The organism is Nonomuraea mesophila, assembly GCF_004352805.1.
GTDB classification, from domain to species: domain Bacteria; phylum Actinomycetota; class Actinomycetes; order Streptosporangiales; family Streptosporangiaceae; genus Nonomuraea; species Nonomuraea longispora.
This window is the reverse complement of record NZ_SMLD01000109.1, coordinates 1-25762: the sequence shown is the minus strand read 5'-3', so window position 1 is coordinate 25762 and position 25762 is coordinate 1. Positions and strand designations below refer to the sequence as shown.

Genomic DNA, 25762 nt, shown 5'->3' with positions numbered 1-25762 from the left:
ATGTCCGGCTACGCAACCGTAACCTACGCCATCGTAAGTAAGGAAGACCTAAGCCTGGAATATGGTGAAGGTGACGTTCCGGTGGGCAAGGTGGGTGGGGTTCGTGCCTTGCGTCTTTTCGGGCGGTCTGTTAAGGGTGGGCGTAGCCGTACTGCCGCTCTCACCTGGGCGGATCACCCGCCACGCGGAGCCGGGGCGTAATTACGGGCGCGCGCGCACGCGTGGGCTCGGTATCGTAGGGATGTGTCGGACGCTAGCTGTCCGATCCGTCCCGGATCGTCTAATCGGCAGGACAAGTGGTTTTGGTCCACTTTGTAGGGGTTCGAGTCCTCTTCCGGGAGCTTTGAGGTGATCCCCCGCTGAGTGTCCTGGCTGAGGCCAGGTATCCTCACGGTGTCGGGAGGGTGTCGGTGCGGTAGCCGCACCGTACAAGCCCTGATCCGTCCAGCCACAGGGAGCCTCAGTCCGTGAGTGTGCCGCGCCCGGCAGCCGTCATCGTCCTCGCCGCGGGCGAGGGCACCCGGATGAAAAGCCAGACCCCGAAAGTCCTGCACGAGTTGTGCGGCCGCGCGCTGCTCGACCACATGCTCGCCGCCGCCCGCGATCTCGGCCCCGAACGGCTCATCGTGGTCATCGGCCACGCGCTCGAACGGATGCGCGACCATCTCGCGGCGACCAGCCCCGACGCGCGCGCCGTCGTCCAGAACGAGCAGCGCGGCACCGGCCACGCCGTACGCACCGTGCTCGAAGAGGTCGGTACGATTCCCGGCACGGTCCTCGTCACCTACGGCGACGTGCCGCTGCTGCGCCCACAGACGCTCGCCACCCTGCTCGAACGGCACGACGCCGACGGCAACGCGGTCACCGTGCTGACGGCCGAGGTGCCCGATCCGACCGGCTACGGGCGGATCATTCGCGACGAGTCCGGCGCCGTGCTGGAGATCGTCGAGGAGAAGGACGCCGACGCCGGGCAGCGCGCCATCAAGGAGATGAACTCCGGCATCTACGCCTTCGACGGCGAGCTGCTGGCCGACGCCGTCAAGCGGGTCTCCGCCGACAACGCCCAGGGCGAGGAATACCTCACCGACGTGCTGGCCATCCTGCGCGGCGACGGCCATCGCGTCGGCGCCTGCGTGGCCGGCGACTTCGTCGAGGTCGAGGGCGTCAACGACCGGGTCCAGCTGGCCGCCGCCCGGCAGGTGCTCAACCGGCGCCTGCTGGAGGCCCACATGCGCGCCGGCGTCACGATCATCGACCCCGCCAGCACCTGGATCGACGTGAGCGTGCGCATCGCGCCCGACGCGGTCGTCCACCCGGGCACCCAGCTCCACGGCGACACCGTCATCGAGGCCGGCGCCGAGGTCGGCCCCGCCACCACGCTCACCGGCACCACGGTCGGGGAGGGCGCGATCGTGCGCAACGCGGTCTGCGACCACGCCGAGATCGGTCCGGAGGCCAACGTCGGCCCCTACGCCTATCTCCGCCCCGGCACGGTGATCGGCCGCAAGTCCAAAGCAGGCACATTCGTCGAGATGAAGAACACCAAGGTCGGCGAGCGTTCCAAAGTGCCGCACCTGTCCTACGCCGGCGACGCCACCATCGGTGACGACGTCAACATCGGCGCCTCCACCGTCTTCGTCAACTACGACGGGGTCGACAAACACCACACCACCGTGCGCGACGGCGCGTTCGTCGGCTGTGACACGATGCTCGTCGCCCCCGTGACCGTCGGTGACGGCGCCTACACGGCGGCGGGCTCAGTGATCATCGACGACGTCCCCCCAGGCGCCATGGGCGTGGCGCGAGCCCGGCAGCGCACCATCGAGAAGTGGGTCCTGCGCAGGCGCGCGGGCACCAAGTCGGCCGCGGCCGCCCAGCGGGCGCTGGCCGAGCACGATCAGGAGAAAGAGGCATGACCGAGCTTGCCGAGGTCATCGAGCAGGACAGCACCGAGGTCGTGAGACCGACGAAGGAGGTCTCATGACCAGCATCAAGCAGCCGGGCGAGAAGAATCTCATGCTCTTCTCCGGCCGCGCCTACCCCGAACTGGCCGAAGAGGTCGCCGACCACGTCGGCGTCTCCCTCACGCCCACCAAACTCATCGACTTCGCCAACGGCGAGATCTACGCCCGCTACCTCGAGTCCGTACGCGGTTGTGACGCCTTCGTCATCCAGAGCCACACCGGGCCCATCAACAAGTGGATCATGGAACAGCTCATCATGGTCGACGCGCTGAAGCGGGCCTCCGCCAAGCGCATCACCGTGGTCATGCCGTTCTTCGGCTATGCCCGCCAGGACAAGAAGGGCCGCGGCCGCGAGCCCATCACGGCGAGGCTGATGGCCGACCTGTTCAAGACCGCCGGCGCCGACCGCCTCATGTCGATCGACCTGCACACCTCGCAGATCCAGGGGTTCTTCGACGGTCCCGTCGACCACCTGTTCGCCATGCCGGTGCTGGAGAACTACCTCAAGAACAAGCTCGACCTGGCCAACACCACCATCGTCTCGCCCGACACCGGCCGCGTCCGCCTGTCGGAGCGCTGGGCCGACACGCTCGGCACGCCGCTGGCGTTCATCCACAAGCGGCGCGACCTCGACGTGGCCAACTCGGTCAAGGTCAACGAGGTCGTCGGCACCGTACGCGGCCGCACCTGCGTGCTGATCGACGACATGATCGACACCGCGGGCACCATCTGCAAGGCCGCCGACGCCCTCTACGAGCAGGGCGCCACCAACGTCATCGCCGCCGCCACCCATGCGGTCTTCTCCGACCCGGCGGTCGACCGGCTGAAGAACTCCCGCATCAGCGAGGTGATCGTCACCAACACGCTGCCGCTGACCCCCGCCAACAGGTTCGACAAGCTGACCGTCCTGACGATCGCGCCGCTCATCGCCCGCGCGATCACCGAGATCTTCAAAGACGGCTCCGTCACGAGCTTGTTCGAGGGCGACACCTGAGCAAGTAGACTATGGGGGTTGCGCTCGTAACGCCTTCCGCTAGGGCGGGTGAGGGGGAGCGCGCACCGATCCGATTCTTGTGCATCCCTAGGAGATGTCGTGTCTGAAGTACGTATCGCCGCCGAGCAGCGCACCGCGTTCGGCAAGGGCGCCGCCCGCAAGATCCGTCGCGCGGACAAGGTGCCCGCCGTTCTCTACGGGCACGGCACCGACCCCCAGCACCTGACCCTGCCGGGCCATGAGGTGCTGCTGGCGCTGCGCACGCCCAACGTGCTCATCCGCCTCCAGGGTGACGGCGTCAACGAGCTCGCGCTGCCGAAGGGCGTGCAGCGCGACCCGATCAAGGGCTTCGTCGAGCACGTCGACCTGCTTCTGGTCAAGAAGGGCGAGAAGGTCGTCGTCGAGATCCCGGTCACCACGGTCGGCGACGTGCACCCCGACGGCATGCTCGACCAGACGCTCGTGTCCATCGCCGTCGAGGCCGAGGCCACCGACATCCCCACCGGCGTCGAGGTCGACATCGAGGGCCTGGAGGCCGGCAGCGTGATCACCGCCGCCGACCTCGCGCTCCCGCCGGGCACCACGCTCGACGCCGACGCCGACGCCGTGGTCCTCAGCGTCATCAACAAGCCGACCGAGGCGCCGGCCGAGGGCGACGAGGAGGGCGAGGCCGCCGAGGCCGCGGGCGCCGAGGCCGCCGCCGAATAACGGGTCGTCCGGACAACGGGGCGGCTTCGCGCGAGCCGCCCCGTTGCGCTACGAGGGGATCACATGGATCGCTGGCTCATCGCTGGGCTGGGCAATCCGGGGCCCGAATACGCGGGCAACCGGCACAACGCGGGCTTCATGGTGCTCGACGAGCTGGCCGCGAGGGCCGGCGGGCGGTTCAAGGCGCACAAGAGCCGGGCCGAGGTCTGCGAGACCCGTGAGGCCATCCTCGCCAAGCCCCTGACCTACATGAACCTCTCCGGCGGGCCCGTCAAGGCGCTCTCCGACTTCTACAAGATCGGCCCCGAGCGGCTGATCGTCGTCCACGACGAGCTCGACGTGCCCTACGGCGCGCTGCGGGCCAAGCTCGGCGGCGGCGACAACGGCCACAACGGGCTCAAGTCGATCACCAAGGTGCTCGGCACCCGCGACTACCTCCGGGTGCGCTTCGGCATCGGCCGCCCGCCCGGCCGCATGGACCCCGCCGCCTACGTCCTCAGAGACTTCGCCACCGCCGAGCGCAAGGACCTGCCCTTCCTCGTCGACCGGGCGGCCGACGTCGTGGAGTCGCTGATGACCCGCGGCCTCGACGCCACCCAGAACGACTTCCACCGGGCTGATCTGCACATTTCCGGCCCACCTCGCTGATCGCCGCATAGAGTCGTTCACCGGTTCCGTCGGCTCCCCGCCGCTACGATCTGTGACTGTCCGTACGGGAATGGTCACCGGGGAGGCGCGTGTGCGCGGTGAAGGACTCATGGCCGTCGCCGGGAACGGCCATGCTGTCTCCTGGGGCGTCGGGCCCCGCGTGCCCTTGTGGGTGCGCTCCTACCGGTTGCGCGCCGTGCTGGCCGACCTGTGCGGGGCGGGAGCCGCCGCCGCGATCGCCTTCACGGTCAGGTTCGGTGGGCTCACCCCATACGTGCTGCCGTACCTGCTGGTCAGCCTCGCGCTGCCGGTGGTGTGGTGCTGCGCGGTGGCGCTCAACCGGGCCTACGAGCCGCGCATGCTGGGCATCGGCTCCGAGGAGTTCCGCAGGATCCTGCAGGCGGGTGTGGCGCTGACCGCGGGCACCGCGATCGGCTCGTACGTGACCAAGACCGACGTCGCCCGCGGCTACGTCGTGCTGGCGCTGCCCCTGGTCACCCTCTTCACCCTCGTGCTCCGGTACGCCCTGCGGCGCTCGCTGCACCGGCGCAGGGCGGCGGGCGAGTGCATGCGCCGCGTGGTCGCGGTCGGCCACCCGATCGCGATCGCCGAGCTGGTACGCCTGTTCCGCAGGGAACGCCACCACGGCATGGAGGTCGTCGCCGTCTGCCTGCCCGGCGGCAGGACGGGCGAGCACGTCGGCGAGTTGCCGGTCGCCGGCGACCTCAGCGACGTGCCGATCGCCGTCGGCCAGTACACCGCCGACACCGTGGCCGTGCTCGCCTGCCCAGAGATGGACGGCCAGGCGCTGCGGCGGCTGGCCTGGCGGCTGGAGCGCACCCACACCGAGCTCGTGGTCGCCCCGGCGCTGATGGACGTCGCCGGCCCGCGCACCACGATCAGGCCCGTCGCCGGGCTGCCGCTGCTGCATGTGGAGCACCCCGAGCTCACCGGGGCCAGGCAACTGGTCAAGAACGTCTTCGACCGGCTGGTCGCGGCCGCGCTGCTCGTCCTGCTGGCGCCCGTGCTGGTGACGCTGGCGGTCGCCGTCCGCGTGACGAGCCCCGGGCCCGCGCTGTTCCGGCAGACCCGGGTGGGCAAGGGCGGCAGGCTGTTCACCATCGTGAAGTTCCGCACCATGAGGCGGGGTTCCGAGCGGCAGAAGATCACCCTGGTCAGCGACAGGGACGGCGTGCTGTTCAAGATGCGCAACGATCCGCGGGTCACGCCGCTCGGCGCGCTGATGCGCCGCCACTCGCTCGACGAGCTGCCCCAGCTCATCAACGTCGTACGCGGGCACATGTCGCTCGTCGGCCCCCGCCCGCCGCTGCCCGAGGAGGTGGCGCGCTACGGTGACGACGTGCGCAGAAGACTCCTCGTACGCCCTGGGCTGACCGGGCTGTGGCAGGTCAACGGTAGATCTGACCTATCGTGGGAGGAATCCGTCCGTCTAGACCTGCGTTACGTGGAGAACTGGTCCCTCACCCTGGACCTCCAGATCCTGTGGAAGACTTGGTCGGCCGTCGCCCGCGGGCAAGGAGCTTATTGATGACGATTCGCGACGATCACGCCCTCGCCGCTGACCTGGCCACCGAGGCCGGCGAGCGGTTGATGAGGATTCGCGAGCGCACCGGGTTCGACGACCCGGCCGCGCTGCGGGCCGAGGGCGATCGCGCCGCCCATCTGCTGCTGATGGAGTCGCTGTCCAGGCTGCGGCCGAGCGACTGCGTGCTCTCGGAGGAGGCCACGCGGGAGGAGCGGCTCGATCCCCGCCGCCTCACCGCCGACCGGGTGTGGATCGTCGATCCCCTGGACGGCACCCGGGAATTCTCAGAGCGGCGAGCAGGCCCCGGAGGCGGTAGCTTGCGTGACCACGCAGGGGGCGTGGGGAGCGCGACCATGGACACAGAGCGGCGAGCAGGCCCCGGAGGCGGTACAGGTTCCGGGGGGCTCGATGAGGGGCGGGCTGACTGGGCCGTGCATGTGGCGCTCTGGGAGCGTGGCAGGCTCACCGCCGGCGCCGTGGCGTTGCCCGCGCAGGGCCGCACTCTGACGACCGCCGACCCGCCCAAGCCGCCCGCCCACGAGCAGGGCCGTTTCCGCATCGCGGTGAGCCGCACGCGGCCGCCCGAGTTCGTCAAGAAGCTCGCCTACCTGGTCGGCGCCGACCTCGTGCCGATGGGGTCGGCCGGGGCGAAGATGGCGGCGGTGCTCACCGGCGACGTCGAGGCGTACGTACACGCCGGGGGTCAGTACGAGTGGGATTCCGCCGCGCCGGTCGCCGTCGCCCAGGCCGCAGGGGTTCACGCGAGCCGCATCGACGGCTCGGAGCTGCGGTACAACCAAGCCGACCCGTCCCTACCCGATATCCTGGTTTCCTTACCGGAGCTGGCGGCATCCCTGCTCGCCGGCATCCGGGACCTACACCGCTGAACCTCCGGAGGAAGCTCCCATGCTCCAGCGCGACTACACGACGTCGCAGCTCGACGTGCTCGAGGCAGAGGCCATCCACATCATGCGTGAGGTGGCCGCCGAGTTCGAGCGCCCATGTCTGCTCTTCTCCGGGGGCAAAGACTCGATCGTCATGCTCCGCATCGCGGAGAAGGCGTTCTGGCCCGCGCCCATCCCGTTCCCGCTCATGCACGTCGACACGGGCCACAACTTCGACGAGGTCATCGAGTTCCGCGACCGCCGTACGGCCGAGCTCGGCGCGCGCCTGATCGTGGCCAGCGTGCAGGAGTCGATCGACCAGGGCCGGGTCGTCGAGCAGACCGGCCGGCACGCCTCGCGCAACCGGCTGCAGACCACCACGCTGCTCGACGCGATCGAGGGGCACGAGTTCGACGCCGTGTTCGGCGGCGCCAGGCGCGACGAGGAGAAGGCCAGGGCCAAGGAGCGGGTGTTCTCCTTCCGCGACGACTTCGGCCAGTGGGACCCGAAGAACCAGCGCCCCGAGCTGTGGAACCTCTACAACGCCCGCATCCGCAAGGGTGAGCACATCCGCGTCTTCCCGCTGTCCAACTGGACCGAGCTCGACGTCTGGGACTACATCAGGCGCGAGGGCATCGAGATCCCCTCCATCTACTTCGCCCACACCCGCAAGGTGTTCGAGCGCGACGGCATGCTGCTGCCCGACGCCGACGTCGTCCAGCGGGGCGACGACGAGCCGCTGTTCGAGGCGGTGGTGCGCTACCGCACCGTGGGCGACATGACCTGCACGGGCGCCGTGCAGTCCCCGGCCACCACGGTCGAGGAGATCATCGAGGAGATCGCGGCCACCAGGATCACCGAGCGCGGCGCCACCAGGGCCGACGACCGGTCGTCCGAGGCGGCCATGGAGGACAGGAAGAGAGAGGGCTACTTCTGATGGACATCCTTCGCTTCGCCACGGCGGGGAGCGTCGACGACGGCAAGTCCACTCTCATCGGGCGGTTGCTCTTCGACTCCAAGGCGATCTTCGAGGACCAGCTCGAGGCCGTCGAACGCACCTCGCGCGACCGCGGCACCGAATACACCGACCTGTCGCTGCTGACCGACGGCCTGCGGGCCGAGCGGGAGCAGGGCATCACGATCGACGTGGCCTACCGCTATTTCGCGACGCCGCGCCGTAAGTTCATCATCGCCGACACGCCCGGGCACATCCAGTACACCCGCAACATGGTGACCGGCGCCTCCACGGCCGACCTGGCGATCATCCTCATCGACGCCCGCAAGGGCGTGCTGGAGCAGTCGCGGCGCCACGCGTTCCTGGCCTCGCTGCTGCGGGTGCCGCACCTGGTGCTGGCCGTCAACAAGATGGACCTGGTCGACTACTCGCAGGAGCGGTTCGAGGAGATCAGGGAGGAGTTCACGTCGTTCGCGTCCAAGCTGAACGTCGGCGACCTCACCTTCATCCCGATCTCCGCACTCAACGGCGACAACGTGGTCTCCCGCTCGGAGAACATGCCCTGGTATCTCGGCACGTCGCTGCTGCACCACCTGGAGAACGTGCACATCGCCTCCGACCGCAACCTGACCGACGTGCGCTTCCCTGTCCAATATGTGATCCGCCCGCAGCGGGCCACCGACCACGCCTTCCACGACTACCGCGGCTACGCGGGCCAGGTGGCGGGCGGCGTGCTCAAGCCGGGCGACGAGGTGGTGCACCTGCCCTCCGGCCTCACCACGCGGATCGCGTCGATCGACACGTTCGACGGTCCGGTGGAGGAGGCGTTCTCGCCGATGTCGGTGACGCTGCGCTTCGAGGACGACCTCGACATCTCGCGCGGCGACATGATCGCCAGGCCCAACAACCAGCCGCACGTCGCCCAGGAGCTCGAGGCGATGATCTGCTGGATGGCCGACGGCATCAAGCTGACGCCGCGCACCAAGCTGACGATCAAGCACACCACCCGCACGGCGCGTGCCCTCGTGCGCGACCTGCACTACCGGCTCGACGTCAACACCCTGCACAGGGACGAAGAGGCCACGTCGCTCGGCCTCAACGAGATCGGGCGGGTGTCGCTGCGGGTCACCCAGCCGCTGTTCGTGGACGACTACTCCCGCAACCGGTCGACCGGCGGGTTCATCCTCGTCGACGAGTCCACCAACAGCACGGTCGGCGCCGGCATGGTCATGGACGCCCACTGAGGTAGATCTTTTGGCGGTTCCGTGACCGTCTGATTACGCTCCGCGCTAGGGTCTTCGCGTTCCGTGTTGGCGACGCGAAGGCCCTTCTCCGTGACCGACCACCCACCCGCCCGGGTCATCTACCTGGGAGGCCTCGGCCGCAGCGGCACCACGCTGCTGGAAAGGCTGCTGGGCGAGCTGCCCGGCGTGGTGGCGCTGGGAGAGGTGGTGCACCTCTGGGAGAGGGGCGTTCTCGCGCAGGAGCTCTGCGGGTGCGGTGTGGCGTTCCCCGCCTGCGCCTTCTGGCGTGCGGTCGGGGAGCGGGCGTTCGGTGGGTGGACCACGTCAGTGGCCGGAAGGGTCCTGACGCTGAGGCGCCGGGTCGACCGCACCCGCAGAATCCCGCGCATCGCCCATCCCGACCTCGCCGAATACGCGCAGGCCTACCAGTCCCTCTACACCGCCGCGGGCGCGCCGGTGGTCATCGACTCCAGCAAGCACGCCTCGCTGGCGTGCTGCCTGGTCGCGGCGGGTGTGGACCTGTCGATCGTGCACGTCGTGCGCGACCCGCGCGCCGTCGCCCACTCCTGGGGCAGGACCGTCGAGCGCCCTGAGGACGGGCGTCCCATGACCCGCTGGAGCCCGGCCAGGACCGCCGTCCACTGGACGGCCCAGAACGCCGCGTTCGAACTGCTCGCCGGGCGCGGAGCCCGGGTCGTCCGCGTCCGGTACGAAGACCTCGTCGCCGCGCCCGTCGACACGCTCACCGGCCTGGCCCGCAGGCTCGGCCTGCCCACATCGGAGCTGCCGTTCCTCGACGGTTCGACCGCCTGGCTCGGCCGCTCCCACACGGCCTCGGGCAACCCGGTGCGCTTCCACGTGGGGCGGGTGGAGTTGCGGCGGGACGAGGCGTGGCTGTCGGGGCTGGGGGCGCGCGACCGGCGTGCCGTCGAGGTCCTCACCTGGCCGCTCAGGGCTCGGTACGGCTACCGGAGCGCGGCATGACCCCGTCCGTCGGCGTGGTGATCCCGACCCGCGGGAACCGGCCGGCCCAGCTGCGCGAGGCCGTCGAGGCGGTGCTCGCCCAGGACCACACCGGCAGGTTGTCCGTGGTCGTGGTCGCCGACCTCTCCGACGCCGAGCCGGCCGCAGCGGTACGCGCCGTCGCCGGGCAGGTGGGCAGGTCCGCTTCGGTGCGGGTCCTGGCCAACACCCTCACCCCCGGGCTTCCGGGGGCGCGCAACACCGGGATCGCGGCGTGCGACACCGACCTGGTCGCGTTCTGCGACGACGACGACGTGTGGCTGCCCGGCAAGCTCGCCGCCCAGGTGCGGGCGCTGCACGACGGCGGTGAGTTCGCCAGCTGCGGCATCGAGATCGAATACGGTCGCCGCCGGGTGGCCCGGCTCGCCGGCACCTCGGCCGTGACGGCCGACGATCTGGTCCGGTCGCGGATGGTGATGGTGCACTCCTCGACGTACGTGTTCGAACGCGGCTCCCTGTGGGTGGACGAGAGCGCCCCCGCCGGGCAGAACGAAGACTGGGACCTCGCCCTGCGCGCCGCCACGCGCCGGCCCATCGTGCACGTCGACCGTCCTCTGGTCCGGGTGCGGTGGGGCGGATCCCACTACGCCACGCGCTGGGCCGACCGCATCGCCGGGCTCGACTGGATGCTCGCCCGCCACCCCCGGCTGGCCGCGAACCCCCGCGGCGCGGCGCGGGTCTACGGCCAGCTCGCCTTCAGCCACGCCGCGCTCGGCCACCGCCGCGAGGCCGTGCGCTGGGCGCTGCGCACGTTCGCGGCCCGGCTGGGCGAGCCGCGCGCGCCCATCGCGCTCGCGGTGGCCGCCGGTCTCGTCTCCGCGCCCACCGTCCTCGCCGCACTCCACCACAGGGGGCACGGCATTTGACCCCATCCGACCGCACCGGCCCCCCACGCCCGGGTCACGCCGCCGTCGCGACGCGGGCGGGCGAGTCCGGCGCGCTCGACCTGCGCGGGCGGCGGGCGGCGCGGGTGCGGGTCGGCGGGGTCGAGGTGGACGCGCTCAGCGAGGACGACGTGGTCGCGTGGGTGGCACGCGAGCTGGAGGCGGGAAGGGGCGGCCGGATCGTCACCCCTAACGTCGACATCTGCCGGGCCGCGGCCGCCGACCTCGCGCTCAACGACCTGGTGTGCTCGGCGGAGCTCGTCGTGCCCGACGGCATGCCGCTGGTGTGGGCGGCCAGGCTGCGGGGCACCCCGCTGCCCCAGCGCGTCACGGGGGCCGACCTCATCTGGTCGCTCAGCCGGTGCGCCGCCCGCCACGGCTGGCCCGTCTACCTGCTCGGCGGCCCGCCGGGCGTCGCGCGGGGAGCGGCCGCCGAGCTCGCCGGCCGCTGCCCGGGGCTGAACGTGTGCGGCGCCCACAGCCCGCCGTACGGCTTCGACGCGACCGCTGAGGGCAGGGAGCGCGTCCTGCGGGAGGTGGCCGGCGCGCGGCCGCTGCTGGTGTTCGTCGGGCTGGGGTTCCCGAAGCAGGACCGGCTCATCGCCGACCTGCGGCACGAGCTGCCGGAGACGTGGTTCCTGGGATGCGGCGCGGCGATCGGGTTCGCCGCGGGGGCGCTGGCCAGGGCTCCGGGGTGGATGCGGCGGGCCGGGCTGGAATGGGCGTTCCGGCTGGCCGTCGAGCCGGGGCGGCTGGCGCGCCGCTACCTGGTCGACGACCTGCCGTACGCGGCCCGGCTGCTGGGCGGCTCGCTGGCCGCACGGGTCCGGTCGCAGCGGCGTCCCTGACCGAGCGGGGGCTCGCCGTCAGGTGGCGGTGAGGGTCCGTACGCGGGCGACCTGCTCGGGGGTGAGGCCGCGGGCTGCGTCGCGCAGGGCCTGGCGGGAGTCCATCGGCCGGTACGCCGTGCGCGACAGACCCGACCAGGCGAACCCGGTCCCCGTCCGTGAGCGGCCCGTGCACGCCCTGCGGACGCGGCGTTCGGCGGCGGGCGTCCAGGTCAGGCCGGCGTGGTCGTACAGGTCGCGGAAGCGGGGGAGCGGGTCGGCGGCCAGGGACTCGTACGACGTGACGAGGATGCCCGGGGTGCGGGCCAGGACCGAACGGGTCGCCCGCCACAGCGCGGCGGCCGTGGCGATGCGGTCCCGCGAGCCGGCCAGCGGGCGCAGCTCCAGCAGGTCGGGGTGGTCGCGCACGAGCAGCGGCTGTTCCAGCAGTTCGCTGACGTGCACGGTCCAGCCCAGCCGCTGCCAGCTCGCCACGAACGACACCGGGTCGCGCACCAGCGCGATCACCCGGCAGCCGAGGCGGCGGGCGAACCAGCCGGCGCTGAGCACGGCGAACGGGTCGTCCAGCAGCGCCCGCCGGCCCGCCAGCCGGCCGAGCGTGAACGCGCCGCCGTAGCGGACGAGGCGGGCCAGGTCGTACGGGGCGTGGTTGGCGCGGAGCTCGGCCAGCCAGCGGTAGCGCAGGGCGACCGTGTCGCGGAAGGCGGGCAGCCAGGTGGCGGCGTTGTCGTCGCAGATGTACTGGAACCGGTGGGTCACCTCGGCCCTGAGCACTCCCGGACAGCGTCCTGGCGGGTGCTGCGGGTTGAGCGGTTCGTTGACGTAGACGAGGTCGCCGCCGGCGGCGAGCATTTTGCCGGTCCAGCTCGTGCCGCTTCTCGGCAGCCCGGTCACCAGCACGGGGGCGCGGGTCACGCGGCCGCCCACGAGCGCGGGCGCAGCGCCGCCAAAGTGTGCCGGCCGAACGGGTGCAGGCCGTAGCGGCGGTGGAGCTGCCACAGGGGGAGCAGGTTCTTCACGAGTACGCCGCCCGACCAGCCGATGACCGCGCCGAGCGCCCCGTGGGCGGGGATCAGGGCCAGGTCGAGGGCCACCGTGCAGGCGATCGCTGCCAGCAGGTTGCGCAGGCTCGCGCCGGTGTGCCCGGCGGCGGTCAGCACCACGTCGACCATCCCGCAGGCCGTGGCCACCATCATCGTGCCCGCCAGCACGAGCGCCACCGGCGCCGCCTGGGCGTAGGAGGGGCCGAACAGGTGCAGCAGCCAGGGTGCCAGCGCCGCGTACCCCAGCCAGACCGGCCAGGTCATCACCACCAGCCAGATCGTGGCGGCCTGGTAGAGCTCGCCTGCGCGCGCCCGCTCGCCCTCGGCGAGCGCCCTCACCAGCCGATCCTGTACGGCCTGCGCCAGCCCCTGGTTGGCGAGCTGCCCGACCACCTTGAACCGGGTGGCGGCCGTGTAGACGGCGGCCTGCGCGGGCCCGGCGAGCGCGGCGACGATCACGATGTCCACCCGCTGGAACACCGCCTGGATGGCCCCGGCGACCGAGCGCGGCGCGGTGTAGCGCCACAGGTCCCGGCCCGTGCCCGGCAGGTACGGCGTGCGCGGCGCCCGTCCCCGCAGCCCGGCGGCGACCAGGACCGGCAGCAGCGCGTACGGCGCCGCCCACGCGACCGGCAGCCACCACCCGGCCCCGGCCAGCGCCACGGCGGTCACGAGGACGAGCTGGCACCCCGGCACGAGCACCCCGTCGAGCAGCACGGTGGGCCGCATGGCTCCGAACCCTCGGGTGGCCGAGAGCAGGACGTCGCCCGCCACCATGAGCGGGATCGCCACGGCGGTCAGGCCGAGATACGGGTGGAGGAGCACGGCGGCGGCGCAGGCGGCCACGGTGCTGGGCCAGAAGGCTGCCCGGATATATCCCGAAATGCCGTGGTAGTCGTAGGTTTTCGCCCGTGCGATGAAGTAGATCAGCCCGTTCCCCGCGTCCAGCTTCGCGATCCCGGCCGCCATCAGCGCCAGCGCCGTCACCGTGAAGAACGCCCCCGCCTCCGCCGCCGTGAACGCCCGCGTCACCACCACGACCAGGGCGAACTGCGCGAGCGCGCTGAACACCGCCCCCGTCACCCCGGCGAGCCCGCGCCGGCCCACCGAGGCGGTCACTGACGCCACGACGGCTCACCGCCCAGCCACCGCGCCAGCCGGGCGTCGTACGGGGCGAAGTGCTCCCGAAGCGCCCGCGCCAGATCGGGCGACACCCGGCGCGGCAACGCCCGGCCGTTGTGCCGCTCGAACTCCGGATAACCCAGCCGCGGCACCTCCAGGAAGTCCAGCACCCGGTCATAGACCGCCCTCGGCCGGGAGAAGAACAGGTGGCTGTCGAGCACCAGGATGCGCTGGCGCCCGAACAGCGGCTCCAGCCGGTCGAGCTGGTCGGCGTAGCGGCCGCGGGCGAGGTAGGCCTGATGGCGATGCGCGTGGTGGACCGCGAAAGGCTCGTTCCGCAGCAGCTCCTCTACCCCCGCCAGGCGCCGCTCCTCCAGCTCCACCGCGCGCTCGAAGTGTGACTCCGTCTCGAAACCCCTGGCCAGCTCGTGGGCATGCGCGGAACAGGCCCGCTCGACCGGGTCGCGCACCAGCACGATCAGCTTCACGCCCGGCAGGTCGGCCGCGATGCGCTCCCCGGCCAGCGGATGGAACAGGTAGTAGGGGGACGACTCGAACGCCAGCGCCCGCGCGGCGTGGCGGCGGCCGAGCAGCGCCGCGCCGGCCCGCAGCGGGAAGTGGCCCTGATACCAGGACATCCCCCGCTCATAGCCGACGTCGAAGTAGTGCACGCCCTTGTGCAGCACCGGCTTGAGCAGCAGCGGATGGTGTTCCAGGGCGCGGTAGAGCGAGGTGGTGCCGCACCGCTGCGCCCCCACGATCAGGAACGACGGCACCATGCGAGCGCCCGACGTGAACCTGCCCGTGTTCCTGGACAACGACAACACCGGCGCCTTCAGTGCCTTCATGTCAGCAGCTCCTCGTGGTCGACCACCGGGCAGAGCCAGGTCTCGGGAGGCCCGAGCGGAGCGTGGCCGTCGGCGGCGTGCCTGTCGGCCAGCGCGATCAGGTAACGCAGGGCCGTACGCCTGGCCTCGGACGCCGACACCCCCAGGGGCGCGAGCACGCGTACGGACTGGGCCAGGCAGGCGCGCGCCGCGACCTGCGGGCTCATCCTGCGCAGGGCCCGCTGGAAGAAGTGGTGCAGGGCGTCGAGCCCGTAGGGGACGCCGATCTCGTACCGTTCCCAGTCCCACACGAGCAGCCGGCCGTCGGGGGAGGAGCACATGTTCCAGGGCGCGAGGTCGCCGTGCCAGGCCGGCGACGACCCGCCGGTGGCCGCGATCTCCTTGATCGCGGCCAGCCGCAGCGGCTCGCGCACCCGGCCGCGGCGGACCGGCAGTGGCGTGAGCGCCAGCACCCCGAGCCCTTTCCAGCAGCCGTGGTGCAGCACCCTGGGCGCGACCACCGTCGCCAGCGGCAGTCCGGCCAGCCTGCGCAGAGCGGCCGCCTCGGCGGCGACCAGCTCGCGGGCGCGCGGACTGTCGCCGATCTTCACGAACGCGAGCCGCCGCCCTTCCGAGCAGGCCTCGAGCACGGGCTTGCGGTTGGCCCGCCGCGCCGGACGTACGTGCAGGACCGTCTCGACGGGGCGTGCGAAGACCTCGCTGAGGTAGGCCGCGATCGAGCCCTCGACCGGCACCACGACCGGCGCCCCCACGTGCCACCAGCGGCGCGGCACGAGCCGGCGCGGCAGGGTCGTGTGCGGCAGCACGGTGTACGGGCGGGGCGAGCCCGGCCCCGGATACAGCAGCCGCACGGTCTCCGCGAGATAGCCGAGGCGGACCGCGGCGTCGGTCATGCATTCCTCCACAGGATGGCGAACGAGATGAGGTACAGGCTGAGCGGCGTGACCAGGCCGTCGTAGACGAACATGTAGAGCAGCACGAGCCCCATCACGAGCACCCCGGCCAGCCCGACGGGGCTGCGGTCACGCCAGTGACGCCGGATGGCGCCCGCGAAGAACGCCACGTAGAGCGCCGCCCCGGTGAACCCCTGCGTCATGATGAGCAGCCAGAGCTGCCCGTCGCTGCCCAGCGGCGGATGCCCGCAGCCCGTGCACCACTGGGTCTTGCCCGTGGTGATCGTGCGGTGGTTGCCCGTCGCGTTGCGCGTGTTGCCGTAGCCGATGACCGGCGAGTGCGTGGCGGCGGTGAGCGTCGCGCTCACGGTGAAGGCCCTGATGTCGTTGGAGTGCGGCTTGTCCAGCCGCTGCGCGAACAGCGGCGCGAGCGGGCTGAGCGCGAACGCCAGCGCCGCCACGGCCACGCCCCCGCAGAGCGCGACCCGCGTACGCCCTCCCACCCGGACGATCAGATAGAGCACGGCCAGGCCGAGGCCGATCCACAGGCCGCGGTTGAGCGAGTACACGATGGGGACGGCGGCCAGGGCGATCAGCACGACGGCGAGCACTCTGCGCCGACGGCCGCCGTACACCCACCAGCCGACCACGAACCAGACCAGCAGCACCGACACGTTGCTGCCCCACGCGTTGGCCCACTCGTACGGCGCCTCCGGCCTCGGCATGGCGTAGCCGAGCACCTTCTGCGTCTGGCCGGCGGTGGGATGGATGAGGTTCTGGACGAACGGGTTCTCGCCGATCCAGCCGGGCAGCAGCAGCTCGACCGGCGAGGTGAAGGAGAACGACGGGAACAGCACGCCGAGCAGCCCGCCCGCGACCGTGGTGACGAAGAGCGCGCCCATCATCCGCACCAGGCGCAGCTGCGGCAGCTCCCGCTCGGTCAGGTTGCCGAGGTAGAGCACCACGACGAGGATCGCCACGTAGAGCGTGAGCCGCATGGCGTAACCGATGATCCGGCCCGGCCCGAGCTCGCCGTAGGTGCCGGGCGGCATCTCCGCCAGCATCAGCCCGCTCACCAGATAGCCGGCCAGCAGCAGCAGCCACCACCCGAACCCGCGCGGCACCCTGATCGGCCTGCGCCGCCAGAGGATCACCGCCATGGGCGCCGCCACGACGATCACCGACAGGCCACCGAACCCGAGCGCCCACCAGATCGGATAGCCGACCAGCAGCGCGGCGATGGGCCACGCGGGACCTTTCACGCTGGCGTGCCCCGCCGCCTTGGCCGGTGCAGCGCCTGCATGTGCGTGCCCTCCGCGGGCACGCTCACCTCCAGCTCGCCGGTCGCGACGAGCTTGCCGAGCGAGGTGTGCGGGCGTGCCTCGATGAAGGGGGCGAAGGCCGGCACCGCGTCGGTGGCCGCCACCGCGCCGATGACGGGCACGTCGTGCCGGGCCAGGCGGCGCAGGGCGGCCATGACCTCCGTGGAGGTGACCAGGCCGAGCCCGACGAGCAGCAGGGCCGCGTCGGCCCTGGACAGGTCGCGTACGTCGGAGCCGTCGAGCACCGTCAGCGGGGCGCCGACCGTCAGCGGCTCGGCCGGTGAGGAGACGTAGAGGTGCGCGGGCAGCGCCTCGACCAGCAGCCGGGTGCCGGGACACGCGGCGACGACGGCGCTGGCGAGGTCGTGGGGCAGGTCGTGCTCGTGCGGATCGGACAGGTCGGCGAGGACGCGCAGGCCAGTGAGCCGCTCGATGTCGGCGGCCGTGCGCAGCCGCGTGTCGAGCCGGTCGCGAAGATGGGCGGCGGCGACGCCGGCGAGCAGCCCGGCCATGATCCCGGTGCCGAGGTGGAGCGGCAGGACGGGACGGCTCGGCTCGGTCGGCGGCTCGGCCTTGCTGATGATCGTGCCGGGGGTCACCGCGACGGTCCGCAGTTCGTCGTACTTCAGCGCGAGGTGGGCGGCCTGCCGGTTGAGCACGGTCTGGCGCTGGGCGGCGATCGCGTGCTCGGCGCTGCCCCTGGGCAGTGTGTGCAGCCGTCTGATCGTCGTCTCGATCGCGGAGCTGACCTGCCGGTATTTGCCGAGGACCGTGCGCTGCTGCTCGGCCATCGCGGTCAGCGCGTTGTGGCGGCGGTGGGCGAGGTAGGCCTCGGCGTACGCGTGCGACCGGGCGGCCGCGGCGGCCGGCTCGGCGGAGGTGACCGCGATCAGCAACACGGAGGAGTTGGGCGGCACCGAGACCTCGATCTCCTCCTCGAGCTCCGCCGGCTCGGTGCCCGGCAGTGCCATGGCGGCCCGCTTGGCGACCACGGCCGACTGGGCGACCTGGGCCTCGGTGTCGAGGTTGAGCGCCTCGCGCTGGCGGTTGGTCACCTGGTTGCCCGGCTCCTGCGTGCCGACGGGCATGACGAGCACCTGCGTCGTCGCGGTGTAGGCGGCCGGCGTGAACCACAGCAGCCCGAGCCCGGCGGCCCCGCCGGCCAGGACGCACCCGGTGAGGATCGCCCATCGCCGCCGCAGAAGCCCGAGATGCTCGTCCAGGTGGGCGCCGGAGCGAGGGACCTGAGGGTCCGGCGGCAGGCTCATGAGGGCTCTCCTGGGTCATGTGCACGTCGTCATCGATCAGCGACTCTGCGTCACCGGCCTGGGTGTGCGCCCACTATAGGGCCGCCCGCCTTTACCTCGGCTGAATACACAAGATTTTCTCCGGTACGGCCACAAAGAAGCCCCTCCATAAATCGAAATATGCAGAAAATTCGGGCGGGCTGTTGGCTCTGGTGACGTGGGGAGACTTCCACACTGGCTGAAGTTCGCGGAATGACATGGCAAGGTTCAGGTTTGACAGGCAGGGTCGTTCGACAAGGGGGGTTGGAAGGCTTTGCGGCAACGGGGAATTACTCATAACGCGACACACGTGGCATTCGCCGGCCTGATCCTGGCCGTGACCGCGACGCTGGCCGCCTGCTCCACCGTGGCCGACACCACCGCGAGGGCGCCGGTCGCGGTCGAGGAGCCGGCGCGTGACGTCGCGGGCCCGCCCGCGTGCACGGCCACCAGCAAGCTCATCCCGTCGTGCGGCGCCTGGTGGGGCATCGCGCCGGAGATCTTCACCCACGCCCCGGTGGAGGAGGCGTTGCGCGGCGCCGAGTCGCGCATGGACGCCGGGGCCGACGTGCTGCACGTCTACCACCGGGGCAGCGAGTTGTTCCCGACCGAGGCCGAGGTCAGGCTGGCCCGCGACCCGGCCAGGCCGAGGCTGCTGCTGATCAACTGGAAGCCGTCGTTCGACCACACCTGGGCCCAGATCGCCGATGGGAAACTCGACGCGAGGATCGACCGTCTGGCCGGCTACCTCCGGCGCACCTTCCCCGAACGTTTCTTCCTCACCCTGCACCACGAGCCGGAGAACGACGTGGACTCCTCGTCGGGCTCGGGCATGCAGGCCACCGACTACGCGGAGATGTTCCGGCACATCGTGCTCAGGCTGCGCGAGCAGGGCGTGAAGAACGCCGTCATGGTGATGACGTACATGGGGGCGCCCAACTGGGCGGCCAAACCCTGGTTCGAGGACCTCTACCCGGGCGACGACGTGGTCGACTGGGTGGCCATGGACCCCTACGCCGACCACCGGGTCGACGACTTCGAGAGCCTGGTCAACAAGACCCGCAAGGAATATCCCGACTGGCCCGGCTTCTACCGGTGGATGCAGGCCCGTTTCCCCGGCAAGCCGGTCATGGTGGCCGAGTGGGGGGCGTTCTCGCGGCCTGACGACCGCTCGTTCAAGCGGGCCTTCTTCGAGTCCGTACGCCGCCAGATCAAGCGCTATCCCCAGATCAAGGCGCTGATCTACTTCGACTCGCCGCAGGCGCCGCGCGGTGACACCAGCTTCGACTCCGACGAGGCGGCCGGCCGCGCGTTCACCGCGCTCGCCCGTGACCCCTACTTCCGCGCGACCCCGGTGCCGCGGCCCTAGCGGGTGCCGACCGTCTCCCGGGGCCGGGGAGCCTCGGCCCTGCCGCGCAGGCGCCACCCCACGACGGTGACCACGGTGGCGGCGGCGAGGGCGCAGACCGTGAGCGTGTTGTCCACGTCGAGCAGCTTGAGTGCGGAGGCGAGCAGGACGATCGCCAGCATCGCCCTGATGAGGCCGCCCGGGGCGCGCGAGGAGATCCTGGCGCCGAGATAGACGCCGGGGATCGAGCCGATCAGCAGCGACAGCGTGAGGTCCGCCTGGAAGTCGCCGAACAGCAGGTGCCCGAGCGCCGCGGAGACGACCAGCGGCACGGCCTGCACGAGATCCGTGCCGACGAGCTGGTTGGCCTTGAGCGCCGGATAGAGGACGAGCAGGGCCACGATGATCAGCGAGCCCGACCCGACGGACGAGACGCCGACGACCAACCCGCCTACCGTACCGACCAGTAGGGTCGGAATTGGGCGCACGACGATCTCGTGTGCGCTCGACGTGCCGCCCCTCCCGCCGAGCCAGGTCTTGACCGCCATGCCCGCCACGGCCAGCAGCAGCGCCACACCGAGCGCGTACTTGACCGCGTCGGTGACCGCGAACGCCCTGGCCAGGAACACCCCGCAGAACGCGGCCGGCACCGAACCCGCGCACAACCAGGCCACCAGGCGCAGGTTGACCGTGCCGGTGCGCAGGTGCACCACGCCGCCGACCGGCTTCATCACGGCCGAGGCGACCAGATCGCTCGAGACGGCGGCCAGCGGCGGGACGTTGAAGAACAACATCATCATGGGCGTCATGAGGGCCCCGCCGCCCATGCCGGTCAGGCCCACCACGATCGCCACCAGGAACGACCCGCCGATCAGCGCCGGATCCGCGCTCATCGGCCACTCACCAGTGCGCTCCAGGACTCCGTCACCGGACCCACCCTCCTGACCGCAGCGTCTCCAGGACCCGGGAGACGGCCGCCTCGATCGTGATGTGCGTGGTGTCGATCGTCAGGTCGGCGTCGTCCGGCTCCTCGTAGGGGTCGGAGACGCCGGTGAACTCGGGGATGAGGCCGGCGCGGGCCTTGGCGTACAGGCCCTTGCGGTCGCGTCGCTCGCACTCCTCCAGGGGCGTGGCGACGTGCACGAGCAGGAAGTCGGCGCCGACGGACTCGACTGCCCCGCGCACCTCCGCGCGGGTGGCCGCGTAGGGGGCGATGGGCGCGCAGATCGCCAGGCCGCCGTGCCTGGCGGCCTCGGCGGCGACGAAGCCGATGCGGCGGATGTTCAGGTCGCGGTCGGCCTTGGAGAAGGTCAGGCCCTTGGACAGCAGGTGGCGCACCACGTCGCCGTCGAGGTAGGTCACCGTGCGGGTGCCGAGTTCCAGCAGCGCGTCGCGCAGGCCGCGGGCGATGGTGGACTTGCCGGAGCCGGACAACCCGGTGAAGAAGACCACGAGGCCGCGCCGGTGCGGCGGGCCGGGGATGTGCACGGGGTCGGGCCCCGGCAGGTGCTCGGTCGCGCCATAGGCGGTGGCGACGTGCTCGCGCAGCTCCAGGTCGATCTCCGGCTCCTCGCGCGGCGCCAGGGGGACGGAGACGACGAGCGTGCCCTCGGGCAGCTGGTCACGGGCGCGCAGCGCGGCGCGTACGACGGCGGGGCCGGCCTCGCCGTACGCCAGGGGGAGCAGCAGGATCGCCGCGTCGAGCTCTTTGGCGGTGGCGACGATCTCGGAGAGGTCGTCGAGCGGCCCGCGCATCGTGACGGCGAGCGTCGGCCGGCCGCCGAGCTCGGCCCGTACGTCGGACGGCGTGCGCCGCAGGCGCGCGAACGGCCCGTGCTCGGGCGCGCCGAGGCCGCGGACGGGACCCGAGGTCAGCCCGTCGGGCTCGTGGGCGGCCACCGTGAGCGCGGCCAGCGGCAACCCCTCGGGGTCGAGCAGGGTGACCTCGTCGCCCGGTGCGACGTCGGCGGGCAGATGGAGAGTGACGGGAGCCGGCCACGGAGTGCCGTCGGCGAGCGTGCCGCGCTCGTGCACGGTGTGCAGGTCGTCGTGGCCGAGGAACCCGGTCAGCGGCTCGAACGCGCCGGAGAGCAGCAGCTCGAGATCGGCCAGCTCGCGCGGGTCGGGGGTCCACTCCACGTATCCGTCATCCCAACTAATCCGATTGAATTGGTAGGAAAGAATCCTAGCGGGTGGAAACAGTGTGCACTAGATGAGCCGGGCGAAGTGATGCTGAGGCTTTCTGATCACCATGGTGATCTCGTCGTGGGAGGCGGGACAGCGGTCGTTGGTCAGCTTGGCGACCGCCGCGATCGCGGCGGCGCCGACGCGGCGTGAACGGGCGGGGCCGCTGGTGTTGCGCAGCTCGTCGGTGATCATGAGGCCGCGGCTGAGACAGAACGCGTGCAGCCCGTCGCTCGACGTCAGCGGCTCGTAGACGGCGGGCAGCGGGCCCGGCCATCCCGGCGGCACGAGCGGGCGCCACAGCAGGCCGCGCAGCCACGACGGCGTCAGCCGGTCGAGCAGGCCGTAGGCGGAACCGCGGTCGCGCATGCGCAGCAGCACCAGGCCGCCAGGACGCAGCGACTGCAGCAGGCGGTCGAAGACCAGCTCGGCGTGCCTGACCCGCTCCAGCAGGAACGACACCTGCACCACGTCGTAGGACCTGGGCGGCAAGGGCACGCAGCGCAGGTCGCCGAGCGACCACGACGCGAGGTCGGTCCGCTCCTCGAGGATCCGCCGGATGACGGGGTGGTCCTCGTCGGTTCCCGTGGCTCTGGTCTCGACGTGCTCGAGGACCAGTGGCCCGTCCTGCGCGCAGCCGGCGACCAGCACGTCGAGCCGCCTGTGCGGCTGCATCGCGCAGTGCTCGCGGACCCGCTGACCGAAAAGATCGCCCTGCTGGGCGACAGATCGCACCTCAGACATGTCACCCACAGTAATCAATCAATCGTGATGAGTAATGCATTTCCCTGCTAGCGTCCTGGCCTGTGAGCGATGAGGTGCCCGAGTCGCGGATCTACGTGGGCAACGCGGGCGTCGACGGCGCGAGTGACGCCGGCTGGCTCCTCGGCCATTTCAAGCACCCCGGCGATCCGCGCCACAGCGAGGACGTCGAGATCAAGTGGGGTGTGCACCCGCCGGGCGACCGCCGGGCGGCGTGGGCCGTCGGCGAGACGCGCACCGCTCTGCTCGTCCTGATCAGCGGACGTTTCGTGGTCGAATTCCGCGGCCGCGACGTGCTGCTGACCGAGCAGGGCGACTACGTGGTCTGGGGCAAGGGCGTCGACCATTCGTGGCACGCCGAGGAGGCCTCCACCGTGCTCACCGTGCGCTGGCCCTCGGTGCCCGGCTACAAGCTCGGGTGAGCCGGAGCGGCGAGTACCCTGGGTGAGGAACCCCCGCGACCTGTCCCGGCCGGGGGTAGTCGTGTTGCCGCAAATGGGGCTGTGGGCGTATCTGATGAGTCTTTCCGGACTGCTTGACCTTGTTCGCGCTGACCCGAAACTGGCCGCCGCCCTCGACGAGGGCGGCGATGTCGCGCTGGTCGCGCCGTCCGCGCTGCGGCCGTTCGGCGTGGCCGCCCTCGCGGGCCACGACCAGCGCACCGTGCTCGCGGTCACCGCGACGGGGCGCGAGGCCGAAGACCTGGCCGCGGCGCTGACCAGCCTGATCGACCCCGCGGAGCAGGGCTCGGTGGCGGTGTTCCCCGCGTGGGAGACGCTGCCGCACGAGCGGCTCTCACCGCGCAGCGACACCGTCGGCCAGCGGCTCGCGGTGCTCAGGCGGCTGGCCCACCCGATCAAGGACGACACCACCGCCGGGCCGCTCAGCGTGATCGTGACCCCGGTCAGGGCGCTGCTGCAGCCGATCGTGAAAGGGCTCGGCGACCTGGAGCCCATCAGGCTGCGCGCGGGCGACGACGCCGACCTCGACGAGGTGGTCACCAACCTTGTCGACAACGGCTACCACCGGGTCGACATGGTGGAGAAGCGCGGCGAGGTGGCCGTGCGCGGCGGGCTGCTCGACGTCTTCCCCCCGACCGAGGAGCACCCGCTGCGGCTGGAGTTCTGGGGTGACACGGTCGAGGAGATCCGCTGGTTCAAGGTGGCCGACCAGCGCTCGCTCGAGGCGGCCGAGGACGGGCTGTTCGCGCCGCCGTGCCGCGAGCTGCTGCTGACCGACGAGGTCAGGGCCAGGGCCCGCGCGCTGGCCGAGCGGCACCCGGCGCTGGCCGAGGTGCTCGACCAGCTCGCCGACGGCACGCCGGTGGAGGGCATGGAGGCGTTCGCGCCCGTGCTGGCAGGAGAGATGGATCTCCTGCTCGACCACCTGCCGGCCAGGTCGGCGGTGTTCGTGTGCGACCCCGAGCGCATCAGGAGCCGGGCGGAGGAGCTCGTCCACACCTCGCAGGAGTTCCTGGAGGCCTCGTGGATCAACGCGGCGGCCGGCGGCGAGGCGCCCATCGATCTGGGGGCGGCGGCGTTCCGCTCGCTCGAGGAGATCCGCACTCACGCCGACGCGCTGGGCCAGCCCTGGTGGACCATGGCGCCGTTCGGCGCGGGCGTCGAGCTGGACGCGCACGACTCCGAGGCCTACCGCGGCGACACGGCAAGGGCGCTGGCCGACATCAAGGGCTGGCTGGCCGAGGGCAAGGCGGTCGTGCTGCTCAGCGAGGGCCACGGGCCCGCCGAGCGCATGGTGGAGCTGCTCAGGGGCGTCGACGTGCCCGCGCGGCTGCGGGAGTTCCTCGACCAGCCGCCCGAGCCCCAGGTCGTGCACGTCACGACCGGCCTGATCGAGCACGGCTTCATCACGCCGGGCCTGGCCGTGCTCACCCATCTCGACCTGGTCGGTCAGAAGGCGTCGACCAAGGACATGCGGCGGCTGCCGTCGCGCCGCCGCAACATGGTCGACCCTCTGCAGCTCAAGGTCGGCGACCACGTGGTGCACGAGCAGCACGGCGTGGGCCGCTACGTCGAGATGGTGCAGCGCACGGTCCAGGGCGCCACCCGCGAATATCTGGTCATCGAATATGCCAAGGGCGACCGCCTCTACGTGCCCACCGACCAGCTCGACGAGGTCACCCGCTATGTCGGCGGCGAGGCGCCCAGCCTCAACCGGATGGGCGGCGCCGACTGGGCCAAGGCCAAGTCGCGGGCGAAGAAGGCGGTCAAGGAGATCGCCGGCGAGCTGATCAGACTCTACTCCGCCCGCATGGCCTCGCCAGGGCACGCCTTCGGGACCGACACGCCGTGGCAGCGGGAGATGGAGGACGCCTTCCCCTACGCCGAGACCGGCGACCAGCTGGAGGCCATCGACGAGGTCAAGCGCGACATGGAGCGCGGCGTCCCGATGGACCGGCTGATCTGCGGCGACGTCGGCTACGGCAAGACCGAGATCGCGGTGCGGGCGGTGTTCAAGGCGGTCCAGGACGGCAAGCAGGTCGCGGTGCTGGTGCCCACGACGCTGCTGGTGCAGCAGCACATGTCGACGTTCGCCGAGCGGTTCTCCAGCTTCCCCGTCGCCATCAAGGCCGTCTCGCGCTTCCAGACCGACGGCGAGGTCAAGGCCACCCTCGAAGGGCTCAGGTCCGGAGCCGTCGACGTCGTGATCGGCACGCACCGGCTGCTCAGCCCCGAGGTCAGGTTCAAGGACCTCGGCCTGATCATCATCGACGAGGAGCAGCGCTTCGGCGTCGAGCACAAAGAGGCGATGAAACACCTCCGCACGCAGGTCGACGTGCTGGCCATGTCGGCCACGCCGATCCCGCGCACGCTGGAGATGGGGCTGACCGGCATCCGCGAGATGTCCACGATCCTCACGCCGCCCGAGGAGCGGCACCCGATCCTCACGTTCGTGGGGCCGTACGACGAGAAGCAGATCGCGGCGGCGATCAGGCGCGAGCTGATGCGCGACGGCCAGATCTTCTTCGTGCACAACCGGGTCGCCTCGATCAACCGGGTGGCCGCGCGGCTGCGCGAACTGGTGCCAGAGGCGCGCATCGCCGTGGCCCACGGGCAGATGAACGAGCACCAGCTCGAGAAGATCATGATCGGCTTCTGGGAGCGCGAATACGACCTGCTCGTCTCCACCACGATCGTGGAGTCCGGGCTCGACGTGCCCAACGCCAACACGCTGATCGTCGACCGGGCCGACAACTACGGCCTGTCGCAGCTCCACCAGCTCAGAGGGCGGGTCG

23 protein-coding genes and 1 tRNA gene are annotated in these 25762 nt (G+C 71.4%); 15 read left to right on the top strand and 9 right to left on the bottom strand.

Annotated features, from left to right (window positions below; genetic code table 11):
- Nucleotides 1-269 precede the first annotated feature (269 nt).
- The 12 genes from E1295_RS32035 to E1295_RS31980 all read left to right on the top strand — a co-directional run bounded on the left by E1295_RS32035 (nt 270) and on the right by E1295_RS31980 (nt 11698).
- Nucleotides 270-341 (top strand) — tRNA-Gln (locus E1295_RS32035).
- Nucleotides 342-467: 126 nt separating this feature from the next.
- Nucleotides 468-1916, top strand: coding sequence for a bifunctional UDP-N-acetylglucosamine diphosphorylase/glucosamine-1-phosphate N-acetyltransferase GlmU (gene glmU, locus E1295_RS32030; RefSeq protein WP_132636198.1), 1449 nt, complete (start codon nt 468-470; stop codon nt 1914-1916).
- Nucleotides 1917-1980: 64 nt separating this feature from the next.
- Nucleotides 1981-2958 (top strand): ribose-phosphate diphosphokinase, encoded by a 978-nt coding sequence (locus E1295_RS32025; protein WP_132636195.1) that lies wholly within the window; start codon nt 1981-1983, stop codon nt 2956-2958.
- Between the two features lie 99 nt (nt 2959-3057).
- Nucleotides 3058-3666 (top strand): 50S ribosomal protein L25/general stress protein Ctc, encoded by a 609-nt coding sequence (locus E1295_RS32020; protein ID WP_132636192.1) that lies wholly within the window; start codon nt 3058-3060, stop codon nt 3664-3666.
- A gap of 63 nt (nt 3667-3729) precedes the next feature.
- A complete protein-coding gene (gene pth / locus E1295_RS32015; RefSeq protein WP_132338471.1) occupies nt 3730-4314 on the top strand; it encodes an aminoacyl-tRNA hydrolase in 585 nt (194 codons plus the stop codon).
- Between the two features lie 109 nt (nt 4315-4423).
- On the top strand, nt 4424-5863 hold the full coding sequence (locus tag E1295_RS32010) for a sugar transferase (protein WP_246080590.1): 1440 nt from the start codon (nt 4424-4426) through the stop codon (nt 5861-5863).
- Nucleotides 5863-6747, top strand: a complete 885-nt coding sequence (locus E1295_RS32005; RefSeq protein ID WP_132636189.1) for a 3'(2'),5'-bisphosphate nucleotidase CysQ — start codon at nt 5863-5865, stop codon at nt 6745-6747. The genes E1295_RS32010 and E1295_RS32005 overlap by 1 nt, the downstream gene beginning before the upstream one ends.
- 19 nt (nt 6748-6766) lie before the next feature.
- Complete coding sequence (gene cysD, locus E1295_RS32000; protein WP_132636186.1) at nt 6767-7681, top strand: sulfate adenylyltransferase subunit CysD; 915 nt, start codon at nt 6767-6769, stop codon at nt 7679-7681.
- Entirely contained in the window at nt 7681-8943 is a 1263-nt protein-coding gene (gene cysN, locus E1295_RS31995; RefSeq protein ID WP_132636183.1) for a sulfate adenylyltransferase subunit CysN, read from the top strand. Before cysD ends, cysN begins: the two co-directional genes overlap by 1 nt.
- Before the next feature lie 90 nt (nt 8944-9033).
- Complete coding sequence (locus E1295_RS31990; protein ID WP_132636180.1) at nt 9034-9927, top strand: sulfotransferase family protein; 894 nt, start codon at nt 9034-9036, stop codon at nt 9925-9927.
- Nucleotides 9924-10832 carry a glycosyltransferase family 2 protein gene (locus tag E1295_RS31985; protein WP_132636177.1) on the top strand — a complete coding sequence of 303 codons (909 nt, stop codon included), beginning with the start codon at nt 9924-9926 and terminating at the stop codon, nt 10830-10832. Before E1295_RS31990 ends, E1295_RS31985 begins: the two co-directional genes overlap by 4 nt.
- The gene (locus E1295_RS31980) at nt 10829-11698 is read left to right on the top strand and encodes a WecB/TagA/CpsF family glycosyltransferase (protein WP_246080587.1); all 870 of its coding nucleotides are present in this window, start codon (nt 10829-10831) and stop codon (nt 11696-11698) included. The genes E1295_RS31985 and E1295_RS31980 overlap by 4 nt, the downstream gene beginning before the upstream one ends.
- 18 nt (nt 11699-11716) lie before the next feature.
- Here E1295_RS31980 and E1295_RS31975 read toward each other — a convergent pair whose 3' ends face one another.
- From E1295_RS31975 to E1295_RS31950, 6 genes are read right to left on the bottom strand one after another with little or no spacing between them, the layout of a single operon-like run.
- The gene (locus tag E1295_RS31975; protein WP_132636174.1) at nt 11717-12613 is read right to left on the bottom strand and encodes a sulfotransferase; all 897 of its coding nucleotides are present in this window, start codon (nt 12611-12613) and stop codon (nt 11717-11719) included.
- The gene (locus E1295_RS31970; protein WP_132636171.1) at nt 12610-13869 is read right to left on the bottom strand and encodes a lipopolysaccharide biosynthesis protein; all 1260 of its coding nucleotides are present in this window, start codon (nt 13867-13869) and stop codon (nt 12610-12612) included. The genes E1295_RS31975 and E1295_RS31970 overlap by 4 nt, the downstream gene beginning before the upstream one ends.
- The gene (locus E1295_RS31965; RefSeq protein WP_132636168.1) at nt 13857-14711 is read right to left on the bottom strand and encodes a sulfotransferase domain-containing protein; all 855 of its coding nucleotides are present in this window, start codon (nt 14709-14711) and stop codon (nt 13857-13859) included. Before E1295_RS31965 ends, E1295_RS31970 begins: the two co-directional genes overlap by 13 nt.
- Nucleotides 14708-15604 (bottom strand): hypothetical protein, encoded by an 897-nt coding sequence (locus E1295_RS31960; protein WP_132636165.1) that lies wholly within the window; start codon nt 15602-15604, stop codon nt 14708-14710. Before E1295_RS31960 ends, E1295_RS31965 begins: the two co-directional genes overlap by 4 nt.
- Entirely contained in the window at nt 15601-16866 is a 1266-nt protein-coding gene (locus tag E1295_RS31955) for a hypothetical protein (protein WP_132636162.1), read from the bottom strand. Before E1295_RS31955 ends, E1295_RS31960 begins: the two co-directional genes overlap by 4 nt.
- Complete coding sequence (locus tag E1295_RS31950) at nt 16863-18194, bottom strand: Wzz/FepE/Etk N-terminal domain-containing protein (RefSeq protein WP_132636159.1); 1332 nt, start codon at nt 18192-18194, stop codon at nt 16863-16865. Before E1295_RS31950 ends, E1295_RS31955 begins: the two co-directional genes overlap by 4 nt.
- Nucleotides 18195-18522: 328 nt before the next feature.
- Between E1295_RS31950 and E1295_RS31945 the strand changes: the two genes are divergently transcribed.
- Nucleotides 18523-19581: a glycoside hydrolase family 26 protein gene (locus E1295_RS31945; protein WP_220448994.1), complete on the top strand. Its 1059-nt coding sequence runs from the start codon at nt 18523-18525 to the stop codon at nt 19579-19581.
- Here E1295_RS31945 and E1295_RS31940 read toward each other — a convergent pair.
- The 3 genes from E1295_RS31940 to E1295_RS31930 all read right to left on the bottom strand — a co-directional run bounded on the left by E1295_RS31940 (nt 19578) and on the right by E1295_RS31930 (nt 22488).
- On the bottom strand, nt 19578-20453 hold the full coding sequence (locus tag E1295_RS31940; protein WP_132636153.1) for a sulfite exporter TauE/SafE family protein: 876 nt from the start codon (nt 20451-20453) through the stop codon (nt 19578-19580). The genes E1295_RS31945 and E1295_RS31940 overlap by 4 nt on opposite strands.
- 31 nt (nt 20454-20484) lie before the next feature.
- Nucleotides 20485-21699, bottom strand: a complete 1215-nt coding sequence (gene cysC, locus E1295_RS31935; protein ID WP_132636150.1) for an adenylyl-sulfate kinase — start codon at nt 21697-21699, stop codon at nt 20485-20487.
- Nucleotides 21700-21768: 69 nt separating this feature from the next.
- A complete protein-coding gene (locus E1295_RS31930) occupies nt 21769-22488 on the bottom strand; it encodes a class I SAM-dependent methyltransferase (protein WP_132636147.1) in 720 nt (239 codons plus the stop codon).
- A gap of 62 nt (nt 22489-22550) precedes the next feature.
- Here E1295_RS31930 and E1295_RS31925 point away from each other — a divergent pair, with 62 nt between their 5' ends.
- Entirely contained in the window at nt 22551-22928 is a 378-nt protein-coding gene (locus E1295_RS31925; protein ID WP_132636144.1) for a cupin domain-containing protein, read from the top strand.
- 94 nt (nt 22929-23022) lie between these two features.
- On the top strand, nt 23023-25762 hold a 2740-nt coding region (mfd, locus tag E1295_RS31920; RefSeq protein WP_132636141.1), incomplete at its 3' end, for a transcription-repair coupling factor.

What these genes read in the sequence shown, in the direction of transcription:
- E1295_RS32025 (WP_132636195.1), top strand. Translation starts at nt 1,981, where the DNA reads ATGACCAGCATCAAGCAGCCGGGCGAGAAGAATCTCATGCTCTTCTCC.
- pth (WP_132338471.1), top strand. Translation starts at nt 3,730, where the DNA reads ATGGATCGCTGGCTCATCGCTGGGCTGGGCAATCCGGGGCCCGAATAC.
- E1295_RS32010 (WP_246080590.1), top strand. Translation starts at nt 4,424, where the DNA reads ATGGCCGTCGCCGGGAACGGCCATGCTGTCTCCTGGGGCGTCGGGCCC.
- E1295_RS32005 (WP_132636189.1), top strand. Translation starts at nt 5,863, where the DNA reads ATGACGATTCGCGACGATCACGCCCTCGCCGCTGACCTGGCCACCGAG.
- cysD (WP_132636186.1), top strand. Translation starts at nt 6,767, where the DNA reads ATGCTCCAGCGCGACTACACGACGTCGCAGCTCGACGTGCTCGAGGCA.
- cysN (WP_132636183.1), top strand. Translation starts at nt 7,681, where the DNA reads ATGGACATCCTTCGCTTCGCCACGGCGGGGAGCGTCGACGACGGCAAG.
- E1295_RS31985 (WP_132636177.1), top strand. Translation starts at nt 9,924, where the DNA reads ATGACCCCGTCCGTCGGCGTGGTGATCCCGACCCGCGGGAACCGGCCG.
- E1295_RS31965 (WP_132636168.1), bottom strand. Translation starts at nt 14,711, where the DNA reads ATGAAGGCACTGAAGGCGCCGGTGTTGTCGTTGTCCAGGAACACGGGC.
- E1295_RS31960 (WP_132636165.1), bottom strand. Translation starts at nt 15,604, where the DNA reads ATGACCGACGCCGCGGTCCGCCTCGGCTATCTCGCGGAGACCGTGCGG.
- E1295_RS31950 (WP_132636159.1), bottom strand. Translation starts at nt 18,194, where the DNA reads ATGAGCCTGCCGCCGGACCCTCAGGTCCCTCGCTCCGGCGCCCACCTG.
- E1295_RS31940 (WP_132636153.1), bottom strand. Translation starts at nt 20,453, where the DNA reads ATGAGCGCGGATCCGGCGCTGATCGGCGGGTCGTTCCTGGTGGCGATC.
- E1295_RS31930 (WP_132636147.1), bottom strand. Translation starts at nt 22,488, where the DNA reads ATGTCTGAGGTGCGATCTGTCGCCCAGCAGGGCGATCTTTTCGGTCAG.